Below are 13,843 nucleotides of genomic sequence, written 5' to 3'. Positions count from 1 at the left end.
TAATTAAATGATAAAAGAATGAATAAAATTAAAAATTTAAGTATGCTATTGGTTGCCGTAGTTATTATGGTGGCTACTTTTTCTTGCTCTAATAACGCAACCCAAAAGGATGTAAAGAAAGTAAGTATTTTATATCCTAACTGGGCCGAAGGAATTGCTATGTCCCATTTGGCAAAGGTTGCTCTGGAAGCCAATGGATATGAGGTGGAATTGACAAATCTGGAGCCAGGACTTATTTATGGTGAGTTGTCCAAAAAAAATTCCAAAGGCGATGTTTTTTTGGATGCATGGTTACCTCATACACATAAAGATTATTGGAATAAATATGGTGATAAAATTGATCAGTTAGGTGTTTCGTTTGTGGATGGTACAACGGGGCTTGTGGTTCCTTCGTATGTTACTATCAATTCCATAGAGGAATTGAACGAGCATGTGGATCAATTTGAAGGTAAGATTATTGGAATCGGAAGTGGAGCTGGTATTCATGCGAATACAGTGAAGGCCATTGAAGAATATAAGTTAGACTTTGAGCAAATCACTTCTAGCGGTCCGGCGATGGTTGCCAGCTTGCAAAAAGCCATCAAAAAAAATGAGTGGATCGTTATTACAGGTTGGAAACCTCATTTTAAATGGGCTGAAAATGACCTGAAATACCTGGAAGATCCCAAAGGTGTATATCCAAAAGATGAGTGTCAGATTGTGGCACGTAAAGGTTTTAAAGAGGATATGCCAGTGGCTGCACATTTTTTTGAGAACTTTTCGTTTGAAGAAGCCAAATTGTATGAACTGATGGGTGATGTTAAAAAGATGGGGGAGGAAGAAGGTGCTAAAAACTGGTATAATAATAACAAAGCTGCAGTGGATGCCTGGCTGAAATAAACTGAATATAATGGGTCTGATATGGGTGTAGTATGGTTTTCTGTGCCTTCCGACCGATTGTAGATATAACAAGAGTCGTGATTTTTTATAATTGCGGCTTTTGTTGTTTTATAGAGGAGTCTTGCTTATGTTGTTGTGATAAATTTGGAACGAGTAAAAATTTTGGGTATAAATGTATATTGGCTTTTGACTGAATTGGTAGCCATTGCATGGCGTAATAGATTTTCTAATGCAGCTTTTGGGTTATCTTTCCGTCCAGCGCACTACCACCTCAAGTGCGCCCTTGAAGCTCTCTCGCCACCGCCGGCCACAGCTATTGTTCTGGCCTACCCTGCGGTCTTTTATTGATAGTTCCATATACAAATGGAAGATATCTTTTAGATGAGAAACACAACTATAACAACTCCACGACTTCAACAACTCGCCAACTAAATGGCAATAAAAGAAGGATTTTCTGAGACGAGACATAGCAGAGCCTAAGATGAAAATATCTCAATACTTGTAATTTAATAACAACAATCGCTTTAGAGTGAACTATTTTTTACTTCGTACTTGGTATATTGCTTGCTTTTAATATTTCCATATATGTCCTTTTTATCATTGCCATAAAAAGGACCAAAAAGGTCTAGAACAATAGATCACTACCTCCCCTACATCGAGCTCCAATTCCGTCCGGCGCACAACCACCTCAAGTGCGCCCTTGAAGCTCTCTCGCCACCGCCGGCCCCGGGACTATTGTTCTGGCCTGCCCTGCGGTTCATTAGCTGATAGTTTCTTATACAAATGGAAGATATCCGTAAGATGAAAGTTTTTGAATTTGGATTTTTAATATTGAAAACTTCTGTGTTTTACTTGAATGCATTTAATAAATTGGAAATCTTGTTTCTGTATAGAGGGAAATAACTTTATTCTTTTGATATTTTTTTGTCATTGCCATAAAAAGGACCAAAAAGGTCTAGAATAATAGATCACTATCAGCCCGCATCGACCAACCCAAATGATGTATTAGAACTTCGTAATAGATTTTCTAATGCAGCTTTTGGGTTATCTTTCCGTCCAGCGCACTACCACCTCAAGTGCGCCCTTGAAGCTCTCTCGCCACCGCCGGCCACAGCTATTGTTCTGGCCTATCCTGCGGTCTTTTATTGATAGTTCCATATACAAATGGAAGATATCTTTTAGATGAGAAACACAACTATAACAACTCCACGACTTCAACAACTCGCCAACTATATGGCGATAAAAGAAGACTTTTCTGAGACGAGGCATTTTCTGTTACTTGGTCTTCTCATTGGTATTGTTTTCGTCATTATATTCGTCCAAACTAGCACCTGTAGTTATTAAAGGTGAGGCTTCTACTTTTTCAATCTCAAGCATTTTTACCAGTGTTTCCAAGCCGTATTCAACCGTACGTAACTCCTGGTCGTTTAGCTGTTTTAACTTATAAGAAAGTTGTTCGTGTAAAAGTGATGGCATGGTGCTTAATGCTTTGTCTCCACTAGATGTCAAAGCAATGTTAACCACTCTTTTGTCAACAGATTTTGGTAGACGGGCAAGATAACCTTTTTTTTCTAGACGGTTGATAATCCCACTGACAGTGCTCGCATTGAGGTTTAAGAATTTTTTTATCTCGCTCTGTGTAGCCTGAAAATTAGGTGATATTTTTAAAAAATTCAGACAAAGTACCTGTGGAATACTAACGCCATATTCTTTCTGTATTTTTTTTGATTCGATATCTATCGAACGTACTATTTTACGAATCTTGATTAAAATCTCTGTTGTATCCATCTCGTGATCATCATGCCAATAAAAAAACAAAAATACATTTTAATTGAACGCTTTCAATTACTTTTGTGCAAAATAAATAAGAAGTGGCATAACAATTTGTTGTGGTTTTGACAAGATTCTTAAAATGAAACAGTTTTATCAGCAGAATGTAGTTTAGATTACGGTTTTACCACACTTAGTAACCATGCATTTTGAAACTCAAATTGATGTTCCTCTATTGATCTCTTGGGTAAAGTCAAGGTTATAGTAACGACCTGCTGGAGAAATATCTCCGTTGATATCTAATTCCAACGAACCGCCTTTGAGTAAGATTTCGTACAGTTTATCACCTGATGGACTACTGAGATCGAAACTATATTCGTGGTTTGTTATTTGTTATGTTGTCTTTCCCTGATATTTTGTTAACCCTAAGGTTTGATGAGGTTTTTGCTACATTTATCAAGAACTGTGGAGAGAATACGCCTGCAAAATAAAAGAGTTTCAAATCTTAATTAAGAAAATGAAACTCTTTGGTAAATTGAACGATTAAACAAAACAGGTCGGATTATAATGGCATATTACCGTGTTTTTTTGAAGGGTTTGTTTCGCTTTTGTTTTGAGTCATATCCAGTGCCTGAATGAGCTTTTTTCGAGTCTCCCGGGGCATAATCACTTCGTCAATATATCCTAACTCTGCGGCTTGGTATGGGTTGGCGAAATTATCTCTGTAGTCGTCGACTTTTTGAATACGCTCGCTGGCTTCTTCATTTCTGAATATGATATTGACTGCTCCCTCGGGTCCCATGACAGCTATTTCTGCCGTAGGGTATGCCAGGTTAATGTCGGCCATCAGGTGCTTGCTGGCCATCACATCATAGGCACCTCCATAAGCTTTGCGGGTAATGACTGTTATTTTGGGGACCGAAGCTTCGGCATAGGCGTACAGAAGCTTGGCTCCATGTTTTATGATGCCTCCAAATTCCTGTGTTGTGCCGGGTAAAAATCCAGGTACATCAACAAAGGTGACCAAGGGGATATTAAAGGAATCGCAAAACCTGACAAATCGAGCGGCTTTGGTGCTGGAGTTGATATCCAATACGCCGGCTAAAAATGCAGGTTGGTTGGCTACGATTCCAACAGAACGACCATTGAACCGGGCAAAACCAGTCAACATGTTTTTGGCGTACTGTGGCATTACTTCCAAAAAGTGTTCATTGTCCACCACTGTTCTTATTAAGTCGAGCATGTTGTATGGTTTATTGGGATCTGCCGGAACCAATTCCTGAAGTGACTCGTCCTCACGGTCACTTTTATCGCCACTGGGAACGATGGGTGTTTCCTCCATGTTGTTGGAGGGGAGGAAGCTAAGCAGTTCTCTTATCATCATGAGGGTGTGTTCATCATTATCGCCCAAGAAATGTGCTACACCACTCTTGGAGTTGTGGGTGACTGCACCTCCCAGCTCTTCCTTGCTCACTTCTTCATGGGTGACGGTTTTTATCACCTCAGGTCCGGTAACAAACATATAACTGGAGTCCTTGACCATGAATATAAAATCAGTAAGGGCTGGTGAATATACGGCACCTCCGGCACATGGTCCCATGATAGCTGAAATTTGAGGTATAACACCTGATGCCTTTACGTTGAGATAAAATATATCACCATAACCGGCAAGGCTTTGTACACCTTCTTGTATTCGCGCTCCACCTGAGTCGTTTAGTCCTATGATAGGGGCGCCCATTTTTAGTGCCAGTTGATGTACTTTGATGATTTTGCTGGCATTGGTAATGCTTAAAGAGCCTCCAAATACGGTAAAATCCTGTGCGAAAACATATACCAAGCGACCATCTACTTTACCGTATCCGGTAACTACTCCATCGCCCGGAATAATTTGTTTTTGCATGTCAAAATTATGGCAGGAATGGGTGATTAACTTATCCAACTCAACAAAAGTGTTGCTATCTAAAAATAAATCTATCCTTTCTCGTGCCGTGAGTTTTCCGGAATCGTGTTGCTTTTTTATGCGCTTTTTCCCGCCTCCAATCTCTGCTTCTCTATTTTTGTCTTCGTAAATCTTGTATTTATCGTCTAATGATAGCATATTGTTAACTTAAAGGTTTCTATTTGTGTGCTTAAAAATTGTTTTTTACGTTCACATTCCACGAACCACCATCATCTTAAAGGAGGATGCTTGGGCTTGTTTTGTCTTTGCAATCACTGCTGTGTTAGCGGGACTGAGGCTCGATCTCTATGAGTGGAACTCCACCGCGAATGGTGTCTCCTGCTGAAATATGTATTTTGGATACCACCCCTGATATTGGAGCCTTGTACTCGCTTTCCATTTTCATGGCGGAAACGATCAAAGCCGTTTGGCCTTCTTCAATGGGGTCCCCTTCTTTTACCAGTACGCTGACGATTCTTCCGGGCATGGGAGATACAATGATTTGTTCGATACTCTTATGCGCGTTGGAGCGTGATGACTTGTACCTGGTTACGGGATCTATCACGTCTACTGTAAATTGATCGGCACGGGTATTTACTTTATATTGATTGGGATTGTCGCCTTCGATCATCTCCAAATTAATGGATTGATTTTGGTAGAGGACTGAATATACCGATGACTCAACTTGTAATACATCCAAATGGTATTCTTTACCATCGATCTTCACATGATAGGTACTGTCTTCTTGGTGGAGTACTTCTATCTTTGCTTTCCTATCTTTTATTTTTAGTTCTAAAGGCATACTACAAGTTTAAAATCTTAACATATTTCTTTTCTTACCAAATTCCTTCCATGGCGAAGGTTTGTTGGTGACATTATCTTGTACCTGTGTTTGTTGCTTTTTCTTAAAATCAAGGTAAGCCACAAACATGGCAATATCTTGGCACTCCTTTTCACATGGTTCTTCTATTTGCAGATATTTGGCATTGTTTTGGATGAAGTGAGTGTCGTATTTACCGTTTTTGAAATCCGGAGTGTCCATGATCTTCTCCAGAAATGGAATAGAGGTTTTTACGCCGGTTATCTTGTATTCGTATAGTGCTCTTTTCATTCTAGCGATGGCTTCGTCTCTTGTTTTTGCCCAGATGATCAGTTTTGATATCATTGGATCGTAATGAATAGGTATTTCATAGCCCATGTAGACATAACCGTCGGTCCTGACTCCCAAACCTAAGGGTTCACTAATGTGCTTGATGAAACCTGGATTGGGCATAAAATTATTTTGCGGATCTTCGGCGTAAATCCTACATTCAATGGAATGGCCATGCATGATGACCTCATCTTGACGATAACTTAAGGCTTTGCCATCTGCAATGTTAATTTGTTCTTTGACGATGTCTATTCCTGTAATTCTTTCTGTAATAGGATGCTCAACTTGTAGTCTGGTGTTCATCTCCAAGAAGTAGAAGTTGTGTTTGTTGTCTACCAAAAACTCAATGGTACCTGCGCCTACATAGTTGACTGATTGAGCTGCCTTGATGGCATATTCACCCATGATTTTTCTTAAGGCAGGTGTCATGTGAGGTGATGGGGTTTCTTCTACTACTTTTTGATGGCGTCTTTGTACTGAGCATTCCCGTTCGAAAAGGTGAATGGTATTACCTTGTTTGTCGGCCAATATCTGAAATTCTATGTGATGTGGCGATTCTATGTATTTTTCGATGTACACCGTATCATTGCCAAAGGCCGATAGCGCTTCTGATTTTGCCATGTTGTAGGAGGATTCCAGCTCTGCTTTGTTTTTGACGAGCCGCATTCCTTTTCCGCCTCCGCCCGCAGAGGCTTTGATCATGACCGGATAGCCTATCTCTTGGGTTAGGGAATAGAGTTCATCCTTGGAGCTGAGTGATTTTTGGGTCCCAGGAACCACTGGTACTCCAGAATGTTCCATCAATTGTCTGGCGGTGAGCTTGTCGCCCATGGCAGAGATGGCATGGGGACTTGGACCGATGAACAGGATGCCCTTTTCTTCAATTTTTCTGGCAAACTCGGCGTTTTCAGATAAAAAACCATAACCAGGATGAATGGCATCTACCTTAGCCTTTATAGCTACATTTAAGATAGTTCCCATTTTTAAGTAACTCTCATTTGAAGGAGAAGGACCAATACAATAGGCCTCATCTGCATAGCGTACATGCATGGATGTACGGTCAGATTCCGAAAAAACAGCTACAGATAAAATGCCCATTTCGCGACAGGAACGCATAATGCGTACCGCTATTTCGCCTCTGTTTGCTACAAGGATTTTTTTTATCATTCATTTTAATTTAACATCTGTTTAAGATATGAACTTATTTTTGAAAATTAAATACTTGTTTGTCTTTTATATGCATGAAGGATGACTTAGGGGTGGATGCAAATGATGATTTGGGCGTTTGTGTAGAAGTATTCTAAATAGCTGAAGGGCTACTGAAAACCATACTTTTTTATCTGAATTATTATAATTTTGGAGTGTGGAATGAAAATTAAGAATTAACAGATAAGATTATGTTGAAAAAACCGGTAGAAAATATTTTAGTAAGACAAATAGAAAGGGAAGCTTATTCGTCAAACCTTTATTTGTCAATGGCATCTTGGGCAGAAACAAATGGATTTGGAGGCGTTTCTGAATGGATGTATGCACAGGCCGAAGAGGAAAAAATACATCTTCTGAAATTTATGAAGTATGTTAACGAAAGAGGAGGAAAAGCCGTTATACCATCGGTAGAGCAACCACCAGCAGATTTTGCCGATGTTCAGGAGTTATTTGAAAGAACATTAGAGCATGAGCAATATGTGACCGAAAGTATCAGTGAAATTGTTGGTGTTTGTTTGGAAGAAAAAGATTTTACCACTCATAACTGGATTCAGTGGTTTGTGACGGAGCAAATTGAAGAAGAAGCTTCCGTAAGAAACATCATCGATAAGTTGAAATTACTGCAAGGACAAAATCTTTATTTGTTCGATCGCGATGTAGCGGGAATGCGTGGAACGGTACCGGGAAGTCAGCAATAGGCTTTGTTTATAAAGCTTGAAATGATCTAAAATATTGAATGTCGGAGGTGAGCTATACTCATTTTCGGCATTTTTTATTTGCACTAAGTGAAAAACTATTACTTTTGCGAGAATGAGAAAGATTATTAATCCCTTTGTACATAGCAAGCAGCATGATTACAAATGTTTTGGTTGCTCTCCTCTCAATGATATTGGTCTGCAACTTGAGTTTTGGGAGGATGACCATGATGTTGTTTGTAAATGGCGTCCTAAAAAACGCTTTGAAGGATACATGAATGTGGTGCACGGAGGCATTCAGGCCACCTTGCACGATGAAGTGGCCAGCTGGGCTGTGTATACACAATGTAAAACGGCCGGTGTAACTTCTAATTTAGATGTTAGGTACAAACATCCGTTGATGATAACGGATGATGAAATTGCCATTCGGGCTCATATCGAAACCATTAACCGACGATTGGCTATTTTTAAAACCACCATAGAGGACCATAATGGTAAGCTGTGTTCCATTGGAAAAGTAACTTATTTTCTTTTTCCGCAGGATATGGCCAGAGAAAAATATCATTATCCAGGGGTGGATGCTTTTTTTGAATAAATAATTGTTATGAGTTTTAAAAAACGCCTAAAACAGAATATTCCCCAAGGTTTTATACCCTCGCTGCTGTATTTGGGTAAGTGGATTCTTCTTTGTGGCGTTGTGGGACTGCTGGCGGGTTCTGCTTCTGCTGTTTTTTTAATAGCACTGGAATGGGCTACTGACTGGCGAGAAAGTCATCTTTGGATCATTGCCTTGTTGCCATTGGGTGGTTTGGTGATTGGCTTGGTTTACCATTATTTTGGACAGTCGGTAGTAAAGGGAAATAACCAGATATTGGAAGAGTTCCAGAGTCCTAAAAAAATCATACCCTTAAAAATGGCTCCACTGGTGCTGTTGAGTACAGTGGTAACCCACCTCTTTGGTGGATCGGCAGGTAGAGAGGGAACAGCAATACAAATGGGTGGTGCTATTGCTGATCAGTTTACTAAAATATTTAACTTAAAGGCAGAGGATCGTAAGATATTATTGGTGACAGGTGTGAGTGCTGGTTTTGCATCCATTTTTGGAACTCCATTGGCAGGTGCTGTATTTGCACTGGAAGTATTTGTGGTGGGTAGGATGCGCTATGATGCTATCATTCCGAGCTTTCTGGCTGCTGTCTTTGCCAACGAAGCAGCGCATTTGTGGCCTATTCATCATACGCATTATGCCATCCCTTTTGTGCCCGATTTATGGGCTCCTCAGTTGTTGTGGGCCTTATTGGCTGGAGTTTGTTTTGGCCTAGCTGGTATGTTGTTTTCCAATGCAACGCATTATTGGGGTATGTTTTTTAAAAAAATGTTTAAATATCCGCCTTTGCGTCCTGTTGTAGGGGGTGTCGTTATTGCCATAGCTGTATGGGTGTTGGGTAGTACACGGTGGATAGGTTTAGGTGTCCCGGTTATTGTGGAGTCATTTGAGCATACATTGCCTTTTACCGATTTTTTGCTGAAAATATTGTTTACTTCATTTACCTTGGGGGCTGGGTTTAAGGGTGGTGAGGTAACTCCTCTCTTTTTTACGGGAGCTGCTTTGGGTAGCGCACTTTCTTTGTTTATCCCTTTGCCAGTGGCTCTATTGGCCGGAATGGGTTTTGTAGCTGTGTTTTCCGGAGCTACCAACACTCCCATTGCATGTACCTTAATGGGTATTGAGCTTTTTGGCGCAGAGGCAGGTGTGTTTATTGGTATAGCATGTACCACCGCTTATTTGTTTTCAGGTCATACCGGTATTTATGGGGAACAGATTATAGGCAGTCCTAAGAATTTCTTATTAGGTTCTGATAAGGGGAAAAAACTGAATCAACTGTAATAGTTGATCGTTTGATGATCCCGATGCCGGATTTTATTTGTCAAGTGCAAATATGGGTTCCTCATTTATAAAAGAGTCCAAGTTGGTCATCCATTCTTCTAAAGTCAAACTTTCTTCTGCTGGAATATCTATAAATGATGCCAGATCAGTCATCCACTCTTCCAGTGTCAATTCTGAATCAAACGCTACATCAAAAGTATGGGTGTCCATCATCCATGTTTCTAATTCTAATGTAGGTTCTTCGGTATCTTCCAGATTGAATGTTTCGGGATTTAACATCCATTCTTCAAGGATTAAGGATGCTTCACTGTTATTCTCGTTTAAGGCATCGATTAAATAATCAAAATTTGAAGAAACAACTGGTTCAACTGGCATGGGTTCCATCTTTGTGATTTCAGATGCTGATGCTGATGCTGATGTCGATAATACCATTGATGCAAGAATAATCATAAATGTGTTTCTGATTTGGGTGTTTAAATGAAGTGTTCTCATGGTGTTTATATTTTTAAGTAATTATTATTTTTAATTGTTCGAAAGGTGTATTTCAATAGCTGTGCCAATATGTGTAATGTTCTTTTATGTAGTGTTTTAGATTGAGTATTGTGAAGACTTAAATGCTGAATGGTTGTATTACTTTGACACAGTATGGTGTACGAAAACGAACAGGAGAGTAATGATGGTTCCTTCATTATTAATAGCTCGTTATTTTCTTTACATATTTCTTATATTCATTATCTTTAAGCGTTTTTTATCATTTAAACCTGAGGGTATGTATAGATTTTGTTTTTTGTTGATGGTACTGGCCGTACTTTTTTCATGTGATAGGCAGCGTGTTGATAATAAAGTTCTCGTGTATATTGGAACAACGAATAACGATTCTTTAAAAGGAATTGAATATTGCTTTTTAGATACCGTTTCGGGGGAAATATCTCAACCACAACTGGCCGATAAAATATTGAACCCTAATTTTTTGGAGGTGGATGCACAAAATGGACTTTTATTTGCCATTGGAGAACGGTCGGATAAGAAGTCAGTGTTAAAGTCTTATGGGGTTGACGAAAAGTCAGGTCAGATAACACCGCTTTCATCGTCTGTGTTAAATGGCCAGGGGCCTTGTTATGTGGCCTTAGATAAGTCGTTGGATAAGTTAATGTTGGCTTATTATAACTCTGGGGAGGTGGCTTCTTATGTCCTTAGTGATGGGGGGGTGGCTTTTTTAAGAAAGATCAAGCATCATGGTAAGGGGCCTGTTTTGAGTCGTCAGAAAGCTGTGCATGCGCATTCTATTGATATTGATCCGGGGAGCCATTTTATTTATGCCGCCGATTTGGGAGCTGATAAGCTGATGGTTTACACCCAGGATTCCATGGGGCTGACGATGGTTGATTCAGTGATGTGTAAGCCTGGATCCGGACCGCGTCATTTTGATTTTTCACCCCATGGTGATTTGATGGCTTTGGTCAATGAATTGGATTGTACCGTTAGTACTTTTGCGAAAGATTCAGCAGGAATTTATAGGAAAGTGCTACAAGAGGTATCTTTGTTACCCGATACCTTCTCCGGTTTTGCCAAGGCGGCTGATATTCATTTTTCTCCGGATGGTAAGTTTCTGTATGCTTCAAATAGAGGGTACGACTGTATTGGTGTCTTTAAAGTTCATGAGAGAAAACTGGAATGGGTGGACTTTGTCACCGAAGGAATAAAATGGCCAAGGAATTTTGCCATTGATCCAAGTGGTAATTTCCTGGTGGTGGCCAATAGAGATGTAAATAATCTATCGGTTTATCAAAGAAATAAGCGTACGGGAAGGTTGACATTGTTACCTGGTGTGGCCCAGGTCGAACGACCTATCTGTGTTAAGTTTTATCATTGAAACATTAAAAAAAATATTATCTAAGTCTTTTTTCAAATCAAGTAATGAAGCAGTTTATTAAGTTTATTGGAGTTTTAATTTTGGCAATCATTCTTGTGGTTGCTGGATTGATTGCTTATTTTCAGTTTGGAGGCAATGCCAACCGTTCACCTTTGTCTATCATCCCCGATGATGCAGTACTCATCGTTGAAACTGATAATATATCCAAATTAATGGTGGAGTTAACTCATTCTGATTATTGGAATACAATAATTACGGGTGAACTGTTCCATGAGTTTAATGAAGGTTTACAGTCTTTTAATTCGGCTATTCATGAGAATAAGTTATTGACCAAAGTGTTGAATAACCAGAAAGTGTCTGTTTCGATGCATCAGCTGTCTGCTTTTAAAAGCGACTTTATGGTGGTGGTAGATGTGAAAAAGTATGGCAACTTGATTCCTCGAATCGCCTCAATATGGAAAATGCCCGTACAAAAGAATGTGGTAGATAGTGTGAATCTATATTCAATTGTGGTGGAGGATATGCATAAAACAGTGCATATGGCATCTATTGATAACTTATTAATTGCCAGTCTTTCGTATCAGTTGCTGGAAAAGACCATAAGGGCCAGATTTGTTAGTGCTCAGGAGAATTCGTTAAAGAACAATGCTATCACATCGGTTTATAATCATAGACAGTTAAATGTGTATGCCGATATGGAAAAAGTGATGGAGGTGTTTGGTAAAGGAATTGACAATAGCTACCTGAAGGGGCTTGACTTTTCGGTGTTGGGTGGTGATATAGCGCATTCTTCTCTTATGATGGATGGTTTTTCTTCTTATGACGATTCTTTGCCTTCTTTGTTTGCACCTCTGGTGATGGCGGATGCTGGGGCACGGAAGGCAGAAAAGGTAATTCCTTCGGGCGCTGTGTTTTATACTAATTTTAATGTGGATGATTTTACCTCCTTTTATGAGGATTTTTTGCAGCAGTATGCCCAATTGGATCCAGAGGACTATGCTAGTTATAAGGGTGGTATTGGTATGACAGAAACGTTTTTGGGTATTGATATTAAAAAAGATGTTTTTGCATGGATGAATGGTGAAATTGCCATGGCAAAGCTGCGTCCGACCAATAATGCCAGGGAACTGGATTTTATTATTGCTCTAGGATCCAATGACGTTGAACAGGCAAAGGAGAAACTGGATGCCATTGCAAAACGAATAAAGAATAGAACAACCGTTCGCTTTAGGCAAATGGATTATCGAAACTATAAGATTAATTACTTGAATGTGAGTGGTTTCTTAAAGATGATCATGGGAGGTTTTTTCAAAAATAGAGATAAGCCATATTATACGATTGTGGACGATTATGTGGTGTTTAGTAACTCTTCGGATATGTTGAAGTTATTGATTGATAGTTACCTGGTAGGTAATACGCTGGAGCGAAATGCTTCGTTTGTTAGGTTTAATGAGGAGTTAAAACAGTACAGTAGCTTAACGACTTATGTGAACATGAATAGACTCTATGAGCATCTGTATTATTATTCTAATAAAAAGGAGAGACAAGAACTCAAAAAATATAAGGAGCTGATGCAGGATATCGGTCTGGTTGGGATGCAGATATACCCCGAAAATAAATTATTGCGTACCCAGTTTATTGCCAGACAGGATACGAGTGAAGCTTTTAATCTGACGCTTGAACAAATGAACTTGTCGGCCGAAGAGCTTATGTTGGAAGAGTTTGATAGCTTGCAGTTTAAAATAGATTTGGGCGAGGAATATGCGGATTATCATGGTGATTTGGCTTATTATATTACACATCCTGAGCGTGTGCAGGATAGTGTTTTAATTTATGAAGGCGAATTGGATGAGGGTGTGTTGGATGGTATATGGAAAACTTATTATACCTCAGGTAATATCGAGTCGGTGGTGCTGTATGATGAAGGAGTGGTGGATGGAACAGCTGTATTCTATTACGATAACGAAAAGCATATCATCCGTGCTGAGATAGAACTGGAAGATGATCAGATAGATGGAGTGTATAAAGAGTATTATACGGATGGTAATATCAAAGCCAGTCTGGAGTTTAAGAACGGACAACGATGGGGGGATGCCATTTATTATTATCAGAATGGTGCTGTAAAAATAAAAGGTCAGTTTAAAAGGAATACCCGAAGCGGAAATTGGAAGTATTATGCAACATCGGGTGAATTGTTAAAAAAAGAAAATTGGTGATGAGAGAAGGGAGTACTTTGATAAATGTTTTGTTTTTGGTATTTGGGATGGTTTTGTTTACGGCTGCTCTTTTTAACTGGGAGTATTTTTTTAGCCTGCGTAAGGCAAAAATGTTGAGTAAGGCTATTGGCCTGAATGGGGCTCGTGTGGTTTATGCCTTGCTGGGCCTGTTTTTTTCTTTGCTGGGGGCCGACATGTTAATGGCCTGGGGGCTTTTTAATTTTTGA

General features: G+C 39.5%; 12 protein-coding genes. 7 read left to right on the top strand and 5 right to left on the bottom strand.

Going from position 1 to position 13,843, the window contains the following annotated elements; translation table 11 throughout:
- Positions 1–18 precede the first annotated feature (18 nt).
- Positions 19–879 (top strand): glycine betaine ABC transporter substrate-binding protein, encoded by an 861-nt coding sequence (locus CYTFE_RS0111105; protein ID WP_027471846.1) that lies wholly within the window; start codon positions 19–21, stop codon positions 877–879.
- A 1,275-nt stretch (positions 880–2,154) separates the two neighbouring features.
- Here CYTFE_RS0111105 and CYTFE_RS0111090 read toward each other — a convergent pair.
- The 4 genes from CYTFE_RS0111090 to accC all read right to left on the bottom strand — a co-directional run bounded on the left by CYTFE_RS0111090 (position 2,155) and on the right by accC (position 6,905).
- Positions 2,155–2,667: a MarR family winged helix-turn-helix transcriptional regulator gene (locus CYTFE_RS0111090; RefSeq protein WP_027471844.1), complete on the bottom strand. Its 513-nt coding sequence runs from the start codon at positions 2,665–2,667 to the stop codon at positions 2,155–2,157.
- A gap of 544 nt (positions 2,668–3,211) precedes the next feature.
- Positions 3,212–4,747, bottom strand: coding sequence for an acyl-CoA carboxylase subunit beta (locus CYTFE_RS0111085; protein WP_027471843.1), 1,536 nt, complete (start codon positions 4,745–4,747; stop codon positions 3,212–3,214).
- A gap of 124 nt (positions 4,748–4,871) precedes the next feature.
- Positions 4,872–5,390: a biotin/lipoyl-containing protein gene (locus CYTFE_RS31660; protein ID WP_027471842.1), complete on the bottom strand. Its 519-nt coding sequence runs from the start codon at positions 5,388–5,390 to the stop codon at positions 4,872–4,874.
- A 9-nt stretch (positions 5,391–5,399) separates the two neighbouring features.
- On the bottom strand, positions 5,400–6,905 hold the full coding sequence (gene accC, locus CYTFE_RS0111075; RefSeq protein WP_027471841.1) for an acetyl-CoA carboxylase biotin carboxylase subunit: 1,506 nt from the start codon (positions 6,903–6,905) through the stop codon (positions 5,400–5,402).
- A 230-nt stretch (positions 6,906–7,135) separates the two neighbouring features.
- Between accC and CYTFE_RS0111070 the strand changes: the two genes are divergently transcribed.
- From CYTFE_RS0111070 to CYTFE_RS0111060, 3 genes are all read left to right on the top strand, one after another.
- A complete protein-coding gene (locus CYTFE_RS0111070) occupies positions 7,136–7,642 on the top strand; it encodes a ferritin (protein ID WP_027471840.1) in 507 nt (168 codons plus the stop codon).
- Between the two features lie 112 nt (positions 7,643–7,754).
- Positions 7,755–8,234 carry a PaaI family thioesterase gene (locus CYTFE_RS0111065; protein ID WP_027471839.1) on the top strand — a complete coding sequence of 160 codons (480 nt, stop codon included), beginning with the start codon at positions 7,755–7,757 and terminating at the stop codon, positions 8,232–8,234.
- Between the two features lie 9 nt (positions 8,235–8,243).
- Positions 8,244–9,527, top strand: coding sequence for a voltage-gated chloride channel family protein (locus tag CYTFE_RS0111060; protein ID WP_154665656.1), 1,284 nt, complete (start codon positions 8,244–8,246; stop codon positions 9,525–9,527).
- Positions 9,528–9,560: 33 nt separating this feature from the next.
- Here CYTFE_RS0111060 and CYTFE_RS0111055 read toward each other — a convergent pair whose 3' ends face one another.
- Positions 9,561–10,019 carry a hypothetical protein gene (locus CYTFE_RS0111055; protein ID WP_152541843.1) on the bottom strand — a complete coding sequence of 153 codons (459 nt, stop codon included), beginning with the start codon at positions 10,017–10,019 and terminating at the stop codon, positions 9,561–9,563.
- 277 nt (positions 10,020–10,296) lie between these two features.
- Here CYTFE_RS0111055 and CYTFE_RS0111045 point away from each other — a divergent pair, with 277 nt between their 5' ends.
- The 3 genes from CYTFE_RS0111045 to CYTFE_RS0111035 are packed head-to-tail and all read left to right on the top strand — an operon-like array spanning position 10,297 to position 13,843.
- Complete coding sequence (locus CYTFE_RS0111045) at positions 10,297–11,400, top strand: lactonase family protein (RefSeq protein ID WP_044262750.1); 1,104 nt, start codon at positions 10,297–10,299, stop codon at positions 11,398–11,400.
- Positions 11,401–11,444: 44 nt separating this feature from the next.
- Entirely contained in the window at positions 11,445–13,616 is a 2,172-nt protein-coding gene (locus tag CYTFE_RS0111040; RefSeq protein WP_027471835.1) for a DUF3352 domain-containing protein, read from the top strand.
- A complete protein-coding gene (locus CYTFE_RS0111035) occupies positions 13,616–13,843 on the top strand; it encodes an Imm17 family immunity protein (protein ID WP_044213966.1) in 228 nt (75 codons plus the stop codon). Before CYTFE_RS0111040 ends, CYTFE_RS0111035 begins: the two co-directional genes overlap by 1 nt.

It is taken from the genome of Saccharicrinis fermentans DSM 9555 = JCM 21142, from assembly GCF_000517085.1.
Lineage (GTDB): Bacteria > Bacteroidota > Bacteroidia > Bacteroidales > Marinilabiliaceae > Saccharicrinis > Saccharicrinis fermentans.
Note: the sequence above shows the minus strand (reverse complement) of the source record. Positions and strands in the feature narration are given on the sequence as shown.